The following is a 15532-nucleotide window of genomic DNA, read 5'->3' on the forward strand; positions in this document are numbered from 1 at the left end:
CTCACCTAAATCCTAATGCCCGCCTTAAAAACTGAGCGGCAATCACATGCCCCAATGTAAGTCTTGTTGTCGATGATCTCTACGTAGAGACACACCCTGGTAAGAGGATCGCGAGAGACCTTCATGGTATTCAAGTACTCGGTCACTTTTTTAAAGAGGTCTACGCTAGCTCTTCGAACACCCCTAGACCTCACTTTAAGCTTAATCCTACTGCTTTTCACGACTTTTTCAAGGCATTCCTTGAGCTTAACGGTTTCTGGCGGGTATTCGAGTACACAGTTTACTGGTATGATGTTTTCTACAAAACCGTATTCTCTGTGTGACGCGGCTGCATATGCCTTTTCGGGGGTTAGTGCAGTATATACGAGTAGTACTCCAGGATACTTGGTCCTCTCAACCCTGATATAGGGGTCGCGCGCGAAGATTACGTTGCCAATTTCCTGTTCGCAGAGTTCAACGCTACTGCTTCTACAAGTTACTATAAGTTTCGGTAAGTCGTTCACAACCATTCCCGTAAACTTTATATACTTACTGCACTTAAACACTAGCAGAGCCGTAAAATGTGATCACCGTGGTAATGGGTACAGAGCTGTGCGGCTTTTTTAGGAAAGTAGTTGAAGACTTAGCGTCATTTCTACGCCGCCACTTCGGTTCAGAGGAGTACAGCAGGGTCGTTGGAACAGGCGTTAGTGGAGACCAATCAAGGTACATTGACGTAATTACGGAAGAGCTCGTCGTTGAGAAGGTCAAGAGCGCAGGACTTTCAGCGTGGGTTGTTAGCGAGGAGAAGGGTCGATGGGCTTTGAGCGAAAAGCCTGAACTAGTTCTACTCGTAGACCCCCTTGACGGTAGCTTAAACTACTCCCTGAGAATACCTTTTGCATCAGTATCCCTGGCAGTTTACCCCGGTATTGCAAAGATCACCGAGCCCGTATATGGGGTTGTTTATAACATCTTCACGAGCGACTCTCTTGAGCTCTGTAACGGGAAGGTGTTTCACGACGGAATACAAATAACTGAGTACCTAGGTCGAGGTTTCGAGGTAGTATCCATATACACGGAAGACCCGAAACACCTTGAAATTATTTCGAAGGAGTTTAAAAGGAATAACGTATCCGTTAAGACTAGGACAATGGGTTCTGCATCCTTGGAGGCCGTTTACGCCGCCGTGGGCCTAATTGGGCACTTTGTACACCTAACTGGTAGAATAAGAAACACCGATTTGGCGGTAGCGCTGGCCGTTGCAGATAGGCTGAAAACGAGAGTGTATACTGCTCCACCACTAAGTGAGATTGCCGTGGACCGTGTTCAGGAAATTAAAAAGGTCATAATTGCGTCTAAAAAAAGCCTTATTTGGAAGCTAATAGACGAGCTATAATGATTGCAGGACTTTTTCGAGCCTTTTTGAGAGTACATGGGCACCTTTCTTAGTAACCAAAACAACTTCTTCAACTCTAATCCCATATTTCCCAGGAAAATAGACTCCGGGCTCTACTGTAAACACCATTCCGGGTTCTAAGACGGTATCGCTTTGCCGTCTTAGGTAAGGCGGTTCGTGCACTACGATCCCTATGCCATGTCCGAGGCCATGTATGAACTTCTCTCGTAAACCATAGTTTTCGAGGACCTTTACTGCTGTCTCGTACACTTCACCTGCCCTGATTCCAGGCTTAATGGCGTCTATGGCGGTTTCAAGGGCTTCAACGACCGCTTCTATGCCCCTCCTCTCCTCTCTGCTAGGTCTGCCCCAAAGGATCATCCTGGTAACATCGCTACACCTGCCACCTACCTTGACGCCTACGTCGACTAGGACAAGATCTCTACTGCTCAGGCCTCTATTCCCGGGCAGAGTGTGAGGATATGCGTTGTTCGGCTTAAATGCGATAATGGGGTCGAATGCCGCCCTCTCAACGCCGTGGTCTCTAACGGTCTTTTCAAATACACCTGTAAGTGCCGTCTCCGTCACGCCTTCACGAAGTTCGCTATAAATGGCTAGTATACCCTTTAACGTTACCTTGGTGGCTTCTTTTATGCTCTCTAGTTCCCTGTTAGACTTGATCATCCTAACTTTCCATATGTCGTTTGACACGTCTATGACCTTACCTTCAAGAGTGGCCTGTACGGTTCCCTGTAGGGGGCTCACGTGCGAGATGTCTGCACCGATTTTTTCGACATTCCTGTACCTGGCAATTATGTCTTTCCAATCAAGATCCGCGATAGGTATGTGCGGCGGTTTGAGAGTTCTTGAAACAGCGTACACGTCAACGTGGGGAGGCACCATATCCCTGTACCTCTGGTATTCTAGGAGAGGGACATATAGCGACGCTGTGCCTTGCCTTTTATCGTAGATCATGAGGAGCACGGCGTCCCCGATTGTGGGGACTCCCGTAAAGTACTCAATATTGTCGGGAGCACTTAGAACTAGTACGTCTAATCCTCTGCTTTCAGCGATATCCCGTAAAGCTTCGATCAACACGGTACACCAAGGTTTAATAACACGCTAAGAAATAAAAACAGGTAAACTGAGGTGGAATAGTGAGCGAGAAAAACAACATCAAGTGTCCTAAGGACGGCAACGCGCTCGTGTTGATGTACGAGGCCGAGAAGCTGGGTAACACGGCCAGGGTAATGGTGTACTACAAGTGTCCTGTATGCGGCTACAGAAAAGACGCGGAGAGATTAGAGTTACAGAAAACCGAGCAAGGCATCCTGGTTAAGAAGTTTCTTTACCCTCCTTAGAGCGCCCTTTCCTCCCGCTGACGATCTCGGAGAGAATCGATTCCACAATTTTGCCCTTTCCAGGGGGTACTTTAATTACATAGTGACCAACGTTTAGAGGTTCTGCTACGGCCACTGCATTGTCGTCCACGTCGAGCAGCCTTGAGATCACCTTGTTTATGATGCTGGCAGGTACTTTAACGAAGTCCCATTCGCTTAGCGAACCTGGAGGGCTGTTAACGGAGATCCCCGCTAAGATGTGCCTGGTCAGTCGTTTTTTACCGCCAGATGTCGTAGTTTGTTCTATTTTCTTGGTTATAAGCATCCAAGCTCCACTACGTAACTTCAAGTATATGCGCACCGTGCACACCGGGTGCTAAAGAATATTAGAAAGCAAGCTACTAATAACCCTGGGATGACCTAGCAGGAACGTGCTGACACATGATGTAAGGTGGAGCGACGGGGACCGTTACTAAAAGTGCTTAATAGCTTATCCAAATATTGATAGGCAGGGGGAGCCTCTATGCAGTTCCCCGAAGTAGTGAAAGAAATAGAGAAGATACTGTGGCCGAGGCCCCTCAAGCTGTTCACTGCCGGTCCCGTTGCCTGCTTTCCAGAGGTACTCGAGGTAATGAAGCTCCAAATGCTTAGTCATAGGTCAGCCGAATACCGGGAGCTACATAAGGACACCGTTAAAAGGCTTGCAGATTTCCTTGAAGCAGGGAAAGCAACTGTATTGCTAATACCTTCAAGCGGAACGGGCTTCATGGAGGCGAGTATAAGGAACGCTGTATCCCAGCGAGGAAAGGTACTGGTTACGGTGATTGGGGAGTTCGGTCATAGATACCGGGAAGCCGTCGAGAGAAACGGTAGAACACCAGTTGTACTAGAGAAGCCCCTTGGCAAGCCCGTCTTACCGGAAGAACTTGACGACGCACTCAAGAATAACAAGGAGGTAGAGGCAGTTACAATAACGTACAATGAAACGAGTACAGGCGTCTTAAATCCCCTAAAAGAACTGGCCAAGGTGGCCAAGGAGAGAGATAAGCTGGTATTTGTAGACGCCGTATCCGCGATGGGCGCGGCTGACATCAAAGTAGATAGCTGGAAACTCGACCTCGTCTTCGCTAGTAGCCAAAAGGCTTTTGGGGTACCTCCCGGTCTCGCAATGGCCGCTATAAGCGAAGAGGTATTTGAAAGAGCCAAGAGAATTCCTGAACGCGGCCTATACTTTGACCTACTTGAAATCAAGGAGTTCCTACTATCACAGTGGTCTACCCCGACTACCCCGCCTGTACCGCAAATAGCCGGGCTAAACGCTGCCCTCAGGATCGTTGAAAAGATGGGCGGTAAAGAGGCTTGGCTTAAAATGTATGCTGAAAGAGCCGAGAGAATTAGAAAAGGTGCAATGGAGCTCGGATTAAAGCTGTTCGCCGAGCCGGGCTACTATAGCCCGACAATAACGGTGATTTACAACCCGCCCGGGGTCAGAGGACCAGTAATATACGAGGAAATGAGGAAGAGGGGCATTGAAATAGCTAGGGGGTACGGAGCTGTCAAGGATATAACTTTTAGAATAGGTCACATGGGCTACATAACAGACGAAGATATAAGCATCCTCTTTGAAACACTCAGGGAAGTGTTAATTAGTATTGGCTATAAGCCTCCTAGCTAGGTGGGGCAGTTGGTCAAAGTACTCGTTGCAAGCAGAATTCACAAGAACGGTATAGAGGTCCTCAGAAATAGTGGTGTAGAAGTGATAGTGGCCGAGGAGCCCAGCGAAAGAGAGCTCGTAAACCTAATCAAGGGTGTTCATGGCATAGTCGTGAGGAGCAAGCCGATCGTTACAAGAAAGGTTATAGAAGAAGCTGATCGGCTTCTCGTAATAGCGAGGGCCGGCGTCGGAGTAGACAACATAGATGTGGAGGCTGCTAAGGCTCGTGGCATAGAGGTCATAACAGTGCCGGAGGCTACAACGCAGAGCGTTGCAGAGCTAACAATAGGTTTAATGCTAGCCGTGGCGAGAAAGATAACCCTGTGCGATAGAGAAATACGTAGAGGTGAATGGCCTAAAAAACACGCTATGGGGTTTGAACTAGGCGGCAAAGTACTCGGCATTATAGGTGCAGGTAGAATAGGGTCTACCGTGGCCAAGATCGCGAAGTACGGCTTCGGCATGAAAATACTTTACTATGACATAGTACGAAACCCTAAAATAGAGGAGGAGCTCGGAGCCGAGTTCGTATCATTAGAAGAGCTGCTGAGAACTGCCGACTTCATAAGTGTGCACGTTCCACTAACACCCGAAACAAAGCACCTGATCGGCGAAGATGAGTTGAAATTGATGAAGAAAACAGCAATACTTATTAACACTTCACGTGGCCCCATAGTGGACACGAGTGCGCTCATAAGGGCCCTCGAAGAAGGCTGGATAGCGGGTGCAGGGCTTGATGTATTTGAAGAAGAGCCGCTACCAAAAGACCATGCACTAACCAAACTAGATAACGTAGTATTAACAGCACATGTGGGTGCAAGCACTTGGGAGGCGCAGGAAAGGGCTGGTATAGAAGTCGCCAGAAAAGTGATAGAATTCTTCAAAGCCAAGGGTTTGCTAAACTAGAAGGAGACCCGTGAGCACTCGAAGGGGAAACTTTTTAAAGGGAGGTAGAATCATTGTTAAAGTGGCGGGGCTAAATAGCGGGGTAGGGCAGCCTGGTAGCCCGCGGGAGGCATGGTTACCACCTCTTCGAAGAGGTGGTAACTATCCCGCGAAGCTCATAGGAGGGTGCCGTACCGCTCTCGGGGATACGCGTAAGGGTCCAGCCCGAGGTCGGTGGTTCAAAGCGGGGTGCCCTGAAGGGCACCCCGAGAGAGTCCACCCCCCGCTATCCCGCTGCAAGGCGGGCCCCGCCACTTCCACTCGCTCTTCCTTACCCCTAGCAAATTTCTGGGCGTGTGCTGCCTGAACGCGCAATTGCTACGTTGCGTTGTAAGTTTAGAGCACAGGTTCACTGCACGTTGAACCTCTTTAATGTTTTCATGGACTATGAAATAGAGTTGCTTTAAAGTCGGGTAAGCTCTCTTAAGATAGTTAGGCTTGACTACGCAAAAAGGTGCGTGCCACGTGTCAAGGTTTTGCGGGTGGATAATACGTAAGGCCAAGGTTGGTAAAGTAACTATTTTGGAGATTTGTGGAAATAATACCAAGCCCATAGTGCTCGTGTTGAAAGAGGACCGTGATGGAGAGCTTTACACGCTGGCAGACAAGTTGGATGCGGGCTCGGCCGTGTGCTTTGAGGGTGAGATAGCGCCAGAGCAGAAGAGCAAGCGTGGGGTCGAGTACGTCGCCAGGAAAATCGAGGTCTATGGCAAGCCTGTAGAGCCTCTACCGGTGGACGTGTCAGGTAAGGTACCGACACTTCTCGATACGAGGATAAAGTACAGGTGGTTACTTGCTAGAAACCCAGCTGAAAAAGCCCTATTTAAAATCAGATCCGGCGTAATTAGCGCCGCTAGGGAATACTTCGAAAAGAACGGCTTCGTGGAAGTGCACACACCTAAAATAGTAGCGGCAGGGGCCGAAGGGGGTGCCACGCTGTTCAAGGTACAGTACTTCGAAAAAGAGGCGTTTCTGAGTCAAAGTCCACAGCTATATAAGCAAATGCTAATTGCAAGCTTCGAGAAGATATATGAAATAACACCCTACTTTAGAGCTGAGAAATTCAACACTACGAGACACCTTAACGAGTCCTGGGGCATCGACGCAGAGCAGGGGTTTATTAGTGGGGTGGAAGATGTGATGCAAACACTTGAAAACCTCATAGTCTACATCCTAGACTACATAGCGCGTCATTACGGAGAGGAGCTCGAAGTACTCGGTGCTGAATTACCAAGAGTCACTACGCCGTTTAGGAGGTTAAAGTTCACGGAAGCCGTTGACATTCTAAGAGGCGAGGGCGTAGAAGTAAGCGAGACTGAAGACTTAAGCGATGCCGCCGAGAAAAAGCTCGGCGAGGTAATGATGGAGAAGAAGCACTACCTGTACTTCATTGTGGGCTTTCCGTGGAAATCAACTGCATTTTACTACATGAGAGAAGAAGATGGAATTTACGCTAGAAAATTCGACCTGGATTTCAAGGGGTTAGAACTGGCTAGTGGAGGTCAGCGGGAACATAGGTACGAAAGACTTATCGAGGCGATGAGAGATAAGGGCCTAAACCCCGTGGACTTCGAGTTCTACTTAGAGTCCTTTAAGTATGCCGTACCCCCGCATGGAGGTTTTGGACTGGGGTTGGAAAGGCTACTGATGAAGATGCTCAACCTAGAGAACATAAGGGAGGCGATAATGTTTGTTCGTGACAGGACGAGGCTGGTACCTTAAGAGGTTAATTATTAAAGTGAGGAAACGAAGGAACTATACTGTTTCTTATACTCTAAAGTCCTTGATGCCAAGCCAGCTTATTAACGCCTCGAAGGCCTTAAACTTAGATATCACCTTCGAAGCCGGGGGTCCTGGTTTCTTCATGTAGAACGCGTTTACTTCGTATACCGTACCATAGGCCTCTCTGTCAATGGCTACTCTTCCTAATCTCACAAGGTCTACTAACAGCCCTGCAAGCGCGGGGCTGTCATTTATTCTCCACACGATGTAGAGTTCATCTTTAAACTCACCGAAACTATAATATTCGATTACCATGGATACGAACTTCTTGTCTCCCAGGGGCTCTAGGTAGCCTGTTGGCCTGATGTAGTTTGGCGCCTCGTAACCCAGTATGTCGGCTACAAGAGCACTTTTGGTTTTCTTCTTCATTATGTTTCTCTCCGGGTAATTCAACGCCAGGAAGTCCGTGTTCCCGCCAATGTTAAACTGCGCGATATCAATAACTTTCCTATTTCTCTCGTACATGTGTTCGAGTAGATCCGCCGTTAGCGGGGTAGCTCCCGTTGCCCCGTCGTCTCCAAATATAACGGCTTTACTGGACTTATAGAAGCTGATAAAGGCCATATCATTAGCTATAGGTGAAGGGATAGCGTTTATGAATGCTGCACTCTTGAACTTGGAGGAGTAAAGCGCAGTCATATAAGCATACGTCTGTGAAGCAGTAAGCCCGGCTGTCTTAAATCTTTCGTGTAGCTCATTAACGTCTTCAACGGGTTCAACGGGCTCAGTAGTCATTACGTTTACTATTACATCCACGCCGAGGCTCTTCCACTCATCAATAATCTCCCACGCCGCTACTCCAAGACCTACTAGCTCTTCGCGTCCACGAGCTTTAAATGGTAAGCCCTTGAGGCTGTTGAGGTGTATACCCCTCCTTACAACGAGGTCTTTTAAGGTACCTGGTATGGGTCCGGGACCTTCATAGTATTGCCTGGCGAGCTCGTATACAGTTTTACCTACTTTTGACTCGTCTACGTCGTACGCGACAACGATTTCTACATCATCGTACTTGTATGGAAGCCAGTGCCTTAACGGAATGCCGTAATCGGATATTTCATTGCGTTTTAGCTTCTCCAACCCGACCTCGAAGTGTAGTGCGACGAGGCCCTGACCGACTATTCCAACCCGGATCACGCCTTCCACCCTAAAGCTTAAGTTTAGCAACCAGTTCTTCGAGGAATAACAACGCGGTACGGAATGCTTCTACACCTCTTTCTGTCGGCTGGTACTTTAGGCCTTCACCATCTCTAATCCGTGCTAACAACCCGTCTAACCCCATCCTGTAGATCACGGTGTAAACCGTTACGGCAGGTGGGTCTATTTCAAACCTGTCACGTAGCCTTACTTTGATATCATACGCTCTTAGAGGCCTTTTTTCGTCTAATAGAGCCTTTATTACGTATAACCACAGGTTCTCTATGGTGAGCTTTCTCTGCAACCTAAGTAAAGCTCTTGGAGGCCTTTCCAAAGCTCTCACTACCTTTCTAAAATATTTGTGATCGTGAATATAAACCTTTCCTACTAGGAAGCATGCTCTGAATTTAATAAATGCTCGTTAGTACAATTAGGTAATAATAGAGAGGGAGGAGGCGATATTGCTTGCGGGCTGTTCTGATAGGAGCGCCAGGAGCTGGTAAAGGCGTGTACGCACAGTACTTTAAGGAGAAGTACTGTATTCCGCACATTAGTACAGGTGACATCTTTAGAGAGGAAATAGCGCAAGGTACTGAACTAGGCGCAAAAGTTAGATACTACGTTGAGCGAGGGCTACTTGTCCCGGATGAAATAGTAATAGAAGTCGTAAGGAAACGGCTTAATCAACCTGACGCCATGAGCGGGTTTATGCTGGATGGGTACCCGAGGACACTAAACCAAGCGAGGGCGCTCGACGGGTTTGCCACCATAGACGCAGCAATACACCTCGTGGTATCAGAAGACGTGGCCGTAAAGAGGCTTAGTGGTAGGGTGGTCTGCCCTATATGCGGTAGGATATACAACCTGTACTATGAACCAAAACCCAAGTTCAACGAGGTCTGCGATCACGACGGCGCTAAGCTCGTCAGAAGGAAAGACGACGAACCAGCGGTCGTAAGACAGCGCTATAGAGTGTTTTACGAGACTTTCAAGCCGATCATTGAGTACTACATGAGTGTTGGGAAGCTGATAGAAGTCAATGCTGATAAGCCGCTGGGAGAGGTGCTACCCGTCCTGGAGAGAGTACTTATTGAAACCAGGGTACTAAAATTAAAGCCTTGCAGAGAGACGAGTAGTTCCTTGTAGGGGCTTGTACTAGTGGCCCCGGGTTTCCGAGATCCACGGTTGTCTGTGAGGAGGGGTGTGGAGGAACCGCGGTGAACCGCCTAGACTAAATTACAAAGCCTGGAGCGGAGAACAATTAACTAGGGCCCAAGCATTTAGCGTTGCTTTTTTCTTTAACTTAGCTCTCGAAGTACAGCGGGCATTCGCAAAGCGTGCTATCCATTACACGTTAAAGCATTTCCTCAAGTCCACTATCGTTGAGGGCCTTTCGGATGAGCGTGTGAACTGCTTGCTACTCTGAGAGGAGCTTTGGCGCCGCGTTCACGGATCCGAGCCAGCATCTCTCGCAACTACTGGGTGGTTTGCACTTTAAGTAGTTGTTTTTAAGTGGAATCATGTACCTCTCTGGCAGTATTCCATAGTCCATTGAAACCTCGCTTATATGACCTATTTTTGACTTCAGTGTTTCTACAATGCTTGCAATTTCGTGCTTATCCTTACCGTATACCACCATGAATACCTCATTACTGTTAGCCCTAAACGTTACTATGATCCTGTTGCAGTTTAAGAGGTTGTCTATGAACTGCTCTAGGTTCTGGCTTTTGATCTTGACAGCTGCTACTTCTTTGCCGGCTACCTCTGAAGATATTGTGACGCTGAGGGATAAGAGCTCCTTTGAATAAAGTGTATTGAGCTTTCTCCAGACGTACGTGTAGCTTAAACCTGTTTTAGCGGCGAGTTCTCGGATGCTCATTCTTGGATTGGACGCTAACGTTTCCAGTAACTGCACTAACTTCTCATCACTATGCAATCAAAGTTCACCATGGTAGAGACTTTCATAGCCCTTTTAATAGCTTACGAGTAGCACGTGAGCCGCGAATGACGTGGAGATAAGGGGTTAGTTGGTAATAGGCTATAAGGGGCTGAAATGGGCAAGTGCAAGTCGTGTGGGCGGGTGTCCGTGACGATCAGCGACATTATCGGCGTCTGTGCCAACTGTCTTAGGAAAGGCACTGTTCCCACCAGTGATCTGCATAGGGAATCGCGCAAGAGGTTTGGCTTGTCTACTATTCCTCTAAAGGAGGGCAGTGAAGAGGGGTTAAAGTGTATCGTGTGTGGGAGAGGGTGCTTCGTGGCAATAGGTGGCCGAGGTTATTGTAATTATAGGTTTGAAAGTGAAGGCGCATTGGCGACCTCTACAGGTAGCATCTACGAAGCTGTAGGGATGTACTACTATGATCCGCACCCAACCAACTGCGTTGCCTCCCCCGTGTGCCCGGCAACGACGGGCCTGGGCTACCCCCAATATGCACTTTCACCTAGTGGCGAGCACGGCTACTACAACATCGCTGTGTTCTACGGTGGTTGCAACTTCGACTGCATCTACTGCCAAAACTGGGAATACCGCGAAATGGCCTACAAGGCCAAACCCGCACTGAGCATTGATGTACTGGTCAACGCCGTTAACAAGAGAACAACGTGTGTTTGCTATTTTGGCGGGGACCCTGGACCCTTCGCGCCGCACGCAGTATTTGCGTCTAAGAAGATGGTTGAAAGAGCAAGGTCTATAGGGTTGCCCGTGTTCAGGGTGTGCTGGGAGACGAATGGGCTTTGGAATCCACTAATGCTGGAGGAGGCTACGAAGCTCAGCTTAAACACAGGAGGCATAGTTAAAATAGACTTCAAGGCGTGGAGCCCCGAGGTATATAGGGCTCTCTGCGATGTTGAGGAGAAGCACGTTAATTTAATCAGGGAAAACATTAAGTTGGTGGCCAAGTACGCACCTGCGAGAAAAGAACCACCCCTCCTTGTTGTATCGACACTTCTCGTACCGGGATACCTCGACGAGTATGAAATAGACCAGTTGACGAAGTACATTGCCGGCATAAATACCGAGATACCCTACGTGTTCCTGGGCTTCCACCCAGACTACATGCTAGTAGACCTTCCAGTAACTAGTTGGAACCACGCCGAAAAGGCGGTAAAAATCGCCAAGGAAAACGGCTTGAAACACGTGTATGTCGGAAACGTATTCCTACTTGGACACTCGTACTAGTAATAAGCATGGGAGTGCTGGTAACCGATTGGTAGGCGTAGAGGCCTACCTCGAAGTGTACTTAGCGTGGTAGAGACCTTAAGCCCGCCTATGCGTGATGAAGAGGAAAGATGCTATGCTTTTTTCTTAATGTAGTTTAAGTCCCCTAAATCAAGTCTCCAGCCCAGCGAGCCTAGTATTTCTTGTACATGTTCCACTTTCTCGGATTTGGGTATTGCGATCACGTTCTTGTGGCTTATGATGTAGTTTAATGCCACTTGTATAGGGGTTTTACCGTATTTCGAGGCTACGGATACCAGTACGGGGTTTCTTATGACGGAGCCCCGTTCAAGCGGAGTATACGCTTGTAGTGTGATACCGTTTTGAACACAATACGGTAGGAGCTCTTTTTCAACATAGAGCCTGTTCAGCACACTATAGTGAACCTGGTTTACGACTATCTCGTGTTTACGAGTAGACTGAATGCTTATTCTAAGCTGTGCTAGATCGAAATTACTTACACCAATATACCTCGTTAGTCCACGCTCAGCCAGCACTTCGAAGTTTTGAACCTGCTGCTGAATGCTGATCCTTTCATTGGGCCAGTGTATCAGGAACAGATCGACGTAGGGGATTTCGAGCCTTCTGAGCGAGCCTTCGGCAGCCTTAACTATCTTCTCCTTGTCATCTAATCTATCGGGAAGCATTTTAGTGGTCACGAAAACGGCGTCTCTTCCCACTTCCTTTATAATCTTACCTACGAATTCCTCAGCTCTACCTGCATCATACATTTCAGCCGTATCGATTACATTCACCCCGTGAGTTATCGCATATATGAAGGCGTCGAACGCCTTATCATAGGACCGGATACCGTAGGTTCCGATGCCGATGGCGCATACCTTATCCGAACCTATATATTTGTAATCTGAGAGGTCGTAGAGCTCGAGCATGGCTCTAACCCGTTATTACATTGAAGTATACGGGCTAATACTTGTTTTCAGAGAATTGAGGAGGTTATAATAGGTTTCTCTACAAAGTATGAATGCGGGTATCGGTCTAGGCTGGAAAAATGTACACCGTAAAAAGGGATAAGGCACGTGAAAAAAAGTTTATGGTTCTGACGAACACTGGCATACTGTACTTAAGTGATGGCGAGCCGGGCCCTTCAAAGAGGCATTCCTGCACCGCGTGCCCATTAAAGGCTATTTGCGGGGTACTTTAATGAACCCCATAATACAGCGCGGTGAAAAGGTAAACTTTACTTGTATAAGGTGTGGTAAGTGCTGTAGTAGCGGGCCAAATGTAGCGCTCACGGTACAGGATGTGTGTAAAATAGCGAAGTACATGAACACTTCGTGGAGGGATCTTGCGGGTAAGCACTTTTACGCCGTGATAGCCGATCACATCCCCGTGGCCGTGTTGCGTGGCATAGGAGACAAGTGCATTTTCCTGAAAATACAGGGTGGGCTGGCTACGTGTACTATATACCCGGCTAGACCAATGCGCTGTAGACTCTACCCTTTCATACCGGTGTCCCCCGGCGAGATCGGCAGGCTGGAGATATCAACCAAGTGCCCTGGAGTTAAGAGCGGCGAGCCCGTAGAACCCCCATGGAGCGACTTGGAGGAATATTCTAAGCAGGTTCGAGAACACTACACAAAGCTTTTTGATATGATTTTCAATAGGAACCTCGAACCTCTAAGAGCCTTAGAAGGGCTCCTCAACGATATATGCACCGACACCCGCTGAACTACTCTACGGTTACAACGTGCCTTAGAGGTACGTTGTCTGGAAATACGCGAATATAGTTGTCAACGTGCATCTCTCTACGGGATATTACTAGTCCACCGTGACTGGTCTCAAGCACGCAACTATCATTACTAGTTCTAGCAATATGACGACATACATTTTGTAGAAGGTTGCTTAACCCCTCCCTTAACGCTAACTGGAGCAGTACCCAGTCTCCTAACTGAGCCTTTTCATAGTTCCTACTCAAACCACCTACTGGGGACACGTAGAAGTAGAAGTACTGCTTATTAACAAAATCCAGGGATATCGGTACTACCCGGTTATCTAGGACACCATATACACCTAGCCCGCCATAAAACATTAGCGTGGCCTCCACCCTCTCTAACAGGTCGAGGTCATTAACGTTCCCTGTGAACACCGCGTAACACACTTCAAGCAGATGATCTACCCACTCTTTGCGCGGTATATTTGACACTACCCGGACATCTCCCTCCCTTGATACGAGGATATTGAGCCTTAGATTAGATAAGGGCAGGGCCACGTAACCACGAAGCCCTCCCTGCTCGAATTCGCCTAGTACGAGTGTGAGAGGGCAGCTAATGAGTTCCTTGTAGTGCCACAAGAGTATACCCGCCTCCCTGCTCAAATCCCTACATGTTTTAAGGTAACCTACAAATTATACTCTTCAATGAGGGAGAAATATTGAAACATGGATTCGCCACTACGGCAGTAATTGTACTATTCTGCGTGCTTACTACTTATAGTGGCATTGGCTTAGTATCAGCACAGGTGCAATTCACGGGAATTCATTACCGCGCCATTTACGACCCCCTGGAGAACGAAGGTCTATTAGAAGTAGTAGTGACAATGAACAGTGAGGAGCCTTCATGGCTAAGCATGCCGGTCAACATATTCGGTGAGACTGTACAGCTGAGATTTCAAAACTATAGCTATACCGGTGATATAGTACTTGGAGGTGTGAACTACGCTGAGGATCAGGACCTCGTAGAGGCTTTAACGTATGGTAGAGGAGCGCTTGAACTCTACTTCACCATTAGAGACCTAACCGTAGAAGCGAGCATAGGCGTATTCGAAATATACGTTGATACGACGATACTGGCACCTCTTACCAGGAATGTTACAGTAGAAATAGTGATACCTGGTAAGTATGAGCTTGAAAGCACTACTATTCTGGGGGAAACGAGGCTTTCGGTATCGAAGGAGCAGAAAAGCACTAAGCTGTACATTACGGGAATAGGCGAGCACGTGGTCACACTATACACGTATCTCGAAGAACAGGGGCCCGCCGCTCAGTACTGGCCAACAGGGCTTACGTATATTGCAATCGCGATCACAGTGGGCTCAGCGTCTACCCTACTAGCTTACTACGTACTTAGGAGGAAGAAGGTTAGCGTGATAGTGGAGCGGGTGGATTACGCGGATAACGTAACACGCGCAATACTTAAGGCTTTAAAAGAAGCGGGAGATAGAGGTCTTGTACAATCTGAAATTGTAAGGATAACTGGTCTACCTAAATCGAGCGTCAGTAGGAGAATTAGAAGACTCGAGGAGGAGGGCTTTATTGAGGTTAAGCGCGCCGGAAAGTACAACGTTATACATCTAACTAGCAAGGGGTTAGAGCTTTCCAAGAAGCTCCTAGATAAGGGGGGGTAAATGAACAGTGAAGTCGTACCAATATATGGACTTGGACTTTTCTTCGTAAGGGAGAGCGGTCTCGTGGAGCAGGTGGTTATATTTGATTACTACGATCCTCTTGAAGAGTATAAGGCAATCATGCTGGAGAGGAGAAGGCTCAAGGAGGAGAAGGCCCGCCTAGCTCAAAACATGCAGTACTTCTTAGACCTAGAAGAAGTTAAAATAAATGATAAGCGAACGTATCCAAGAGTGCGGGATGTCGAAATAGGTTTCCGAGGGGACTATAACCATCCCTATATAACCTTCTTCATAACTTTTACTGGCGAGCTCAGAGCGGGCTTAAACATCTATGAAGACTCCTACGAACCCGAAATAGCGGAGTACGACTACAAAGTGTACTGGGTCCTTCCTACAAAGGCGAGGATCGTGAGGGCTGATCTCGGAGTCCTGTACGAAGTCCGGGAAAACGGGAGGATTTTAGAGTTCTCCGTGGAGAAGGGAATGGAGATCCGGGGTTATGAGAGGATAGAGTTTGAACTAAGCCCGTAAGCAGCTTAAAGGGCTTTTAAAGGGCTCATGCAGTTAACTTATAGTAGATGATGTAAGGGGACCTCTAAAGACCCCTGATCAGTGATGTGGGGCCAAAGCGCTGACCACTACCCGGTCCTGTTGAT

19 protein-coding genes and 1 tRNA gene are annotated in these 15532 nt (G+C 47.9%); 12 read left to right on the top strand and 8 right to left on the bottom strand.

Annotated elements, in window-relative coordinates; all coding sequences use genetic code 11:
* Nucleotides 1-5: 5 nt before the first annotated feature.
* Nucleotides 6-509, bottom strand: a complete 504-nt coding sequence (locus tag QXU03_01215; GenBank protein ID MEM2170368.1) for a hypothetical protein — start codon at nt 507-509, stop codon at nt 6-8.
* Between the two features lie 53 nt (nt 510-562).
* On the opposite strand from QXU03_01215, the gene QXU03_01220 reads away from it, so the two are divergent.
* On the top strand, nt 563-1378 hold the full coding sequence (locus QXU03_01220) for an inositol monophosphatase family protein (protein MEM2170369.1): 816 nt from the start codon (nt 563-565) through the stop codon (nt 1376-1378).
* On the opposite strand, the gene QXU03_01225 is transcribed toward QXU03_01220, so the two are convergent.
* Nucleotides 1373-2473: a Xaa-Pro peptidase family protein gene (locus tag QXU03_01225; protein MEM2170370.1), complete on the bottom strand. Its 1101-nt coding sequence runs from the start codon at nt 2471-2473 to the stop codon at nt 1373-1375. The two genes, QXU03_01220 and QXU03_01225, sit on opposite strands and share 6 nt — an antisense overlap.
* Nucleotides 2474-2535: 62 nt before the next feature.
* On the opposite strand from QXU03_01225, the gene QXU03_01230 reads away from it, so the two are divergent.
* On the top strand, nt 2536-2739 hold the full coding sequence (locus tag QXU03_01230; GenBank protein ID MEM2170371.1) for a hypothetical protein: 204 nt from the start codon (nt 2536-2538) through the stop codon (nt 2737-2739).
* Here the strand turns inward: QXU03_01230 and QXU03_01235 are convergent.
* Entirely contained in the window at nt 2714-3067 is a 354-nt protein-coding gene (locus QXU03_01235; protein MEM2170372.1) for a hypothetical protein, read from the bottom strand. The two genes, QXU03_01230 and QXU03_01235, sit on opposite strands and share 26 nt — an antisense overlap.
* A 174-nt stretch (nt 3068-3241) precedes the next feature.
* Here QXU03_01235 and QXU03_01240 point away from each other — a divergent pair, with 174 nt between their 5' ends.
* The 4 genes from QXU03_01240 to aspS all read left to right on the top strand — a co-directional run bounded on the left by QXU03_01240 (nt 3242) and on the right by aspS (nt 7099).
* Entirely contained in the window at nt 3242-4393 is a 1152-nt protein-coding gene (locus QXU03_01240) for an alanine--glyoxylate aminotransferase family protein (protein ID MEM2170373.1), read from the top strand.
* Nucleotides 4394-4402: 9 nt separating this feature from the next.
* Nucleotides 4403-5338 carry a hydroxyacid dehydrogenase gene (locus QXU03_01245; protein ID MEM2170374.1) on the top strand — a complete coding sequence of 312 codons (936 nt, stop codon included), beginning with the start codon at nt 4403-4405 and terminating at the stop codon, nt 5336-5338.
* A 76-nt stretch (nt 5339-5414) separates the two neighbouring features.
* Nucleotides 5415-5606: transfer RNA gene (locus QXU03_01250), tRNA-OTHER, on the top strand.
* A 236-nt stretch (nt 5607-5842) separates the two neighbouring features.
* On the top strand, nt 5843-7099 hold the full coding sequence (aspS, locus tag QXU03_01255; GenBank protein MEM2170375.1) for an aspartate--tRNA(Asn) ligase: 1257 nt from the start codon (nt 5843-5845) through the stop codon (nt 7097-7099).
* Between the two features lie 45 nt (nt 7100-7144).
* Here the strand turns inward: aspS and QXU03_01260 are convergent, their stop codons facing one another.
* Entirely contained in the window at nt 7145-8293 is a 1149-nt protein-coding gene (locus QXU03_01260) for a myo-inositol-1-phosphate synthase (protein MEM2170376.1), read from the bottom strand.
* A gap of 10 nt (nt 8294-8303) precedes the next feature.
* Nucleotides 8304-8636, bottom strand: a complete 333-nt coding sequence (locus QXU03_01265; GenBank protein ID MEM2170377.1) for a PadR family transcriptional regulator — start codon at nt 8634-8636, stop codon at nt 8304-8306.
* A 122-nt stretch (nt 8637-8758) separates the two neighbouring features.
* Here QXU03_01265 and QXU03_01270 point away from each other — a divergent pair, with 122 nt between their 5' ends.
* A complete protein-coding gene (locus tag QXU03_01270) occupies nt 8759-9439 on the top strand; it encodes a nucleoside monophosphate kinase (protein MEM2170378.1) in 681 nt (226 codons plus the stop codon).
* 271 nt (nt 9440-9710) lie between these two features.
* Here the strand turns inward: QXU03_01270 and QXU03_01275 are convergent, their stop codons facing one another.
* Nucleotides 9711-10229, bottom strand: coding sequence for a winged helix-turn-helix transcriptional regulator (locus tag QXU03_01275; protein ID MEM2170379.1), 519 nt, complete (start codon nt 10227-10229; stop codon nt 9711-9713).
* A gap of 117 nt (nt 10230-10346) precedes the next feature.
* On the opposite strand from QXU03_01275, the gene QXU03_01280 reads away from it, so the two are divergent.
* Nucleotides 10347-11474 carry a radical SAM protein gene (locus QXU03_01280; protein ID MEM2170380.1) on the top strand — a complete coding sequence of 376 codons (1128 nt, stop codon included), beginning with the start codon at nt 10347-10349 and terminating at the stop codon, nt 11472-11474.
* Between the two features lie 113 nt (nt 11475-11587).
* Here QXU03_01280 and QXU03_01285 read toward each other — a convergent pair whose 3' ends face one another.
* Nucleotides 11588-12403: an aldo/keto reductase gene (locus tag QXU03_01285; protein MEM2170381.1), complete on the bottom strand. Its 816-nt coding sequence runs from the start codon at nt 12401-12403 to the stop codon at nt 11588-11590.
* A gap of 119 nt (nt 12404-12522) precedes the next feature.
* On the opposite strand from QXU03_01285, the gene QXU03_01290 reads away from it, so the two are divergent.
* The gene (locus QXU03_01290; protein ID MEM2170382.1) at nt 12523-12675 is read left to right on the top strand and encodes a hypothetical protein; all 153 of its coding nucleotides are present in this window, start codon (nt 12523-12525) and stop codon (nt 12673-12675) included.
* Entirely contained in the window at nt 12675-13202 is a 528-nt protein-coding gene (locus QXU03_01295; protein ID MEM2170383.1) for a YkgJ family cysteine cluster protein, read from the top strand. Before QXU03_01290 ends, QXU03_01295 begins: the two co-directional genes overlap by 1 nt.
* 1 nt (nt 13203) lies before the next feature.
* On the opposite strand, the gene QXU03_01300 is transcribed toward QXU03_01295, so the two are convergent.
* Nucleotides 13204-13848: a hypothetical protein gene (locus tag QXU03_01300; protein MEM2170384.1), complete on the bottom strand. Its 645-nt coding sequence runs from the start codon at nt 13846-13848 to the stop codon at nt 13204-13206.
* Nucleotides 13849-13904: 56 nt separating this feature from the next.
* Between QXU03_01300 and QXU03_01305 the strand changes: the two genes are divergently transcribed.
* Both QXU03_01305 and QXU03_01310 read left to right on the top strand, forming a co-directional pair.
* Entirely contained in the window at nt 13905-14876 is a 972-nt protein-coding gene (locus QXU03_01305) for a winged helix-turn-helix transcriptional regulator (protein MEM2170385.1), read from the top strand.
* Nucleotides 14877-15407 (top strand): hypothetical protein, encoded by a 531-nt coding sequence (locus QXU03_01310; protein MEM2170386.1) that lies wholly within the window; start codon nt 14877-14879, stop codon nt 15405-15407.
* Nucleotides 15408-15532: the final 125 nt, after the last annotated feature.

Source organism: Desulfurococcaceae archaeon (assembly GCA_038845865.1).
Taxonomy (GTDB): domain Archaea; phylum Thermoproteota; class Thermoprotei_A; order Sulfolobales; family Desulfurococcaceae; genus UBA285.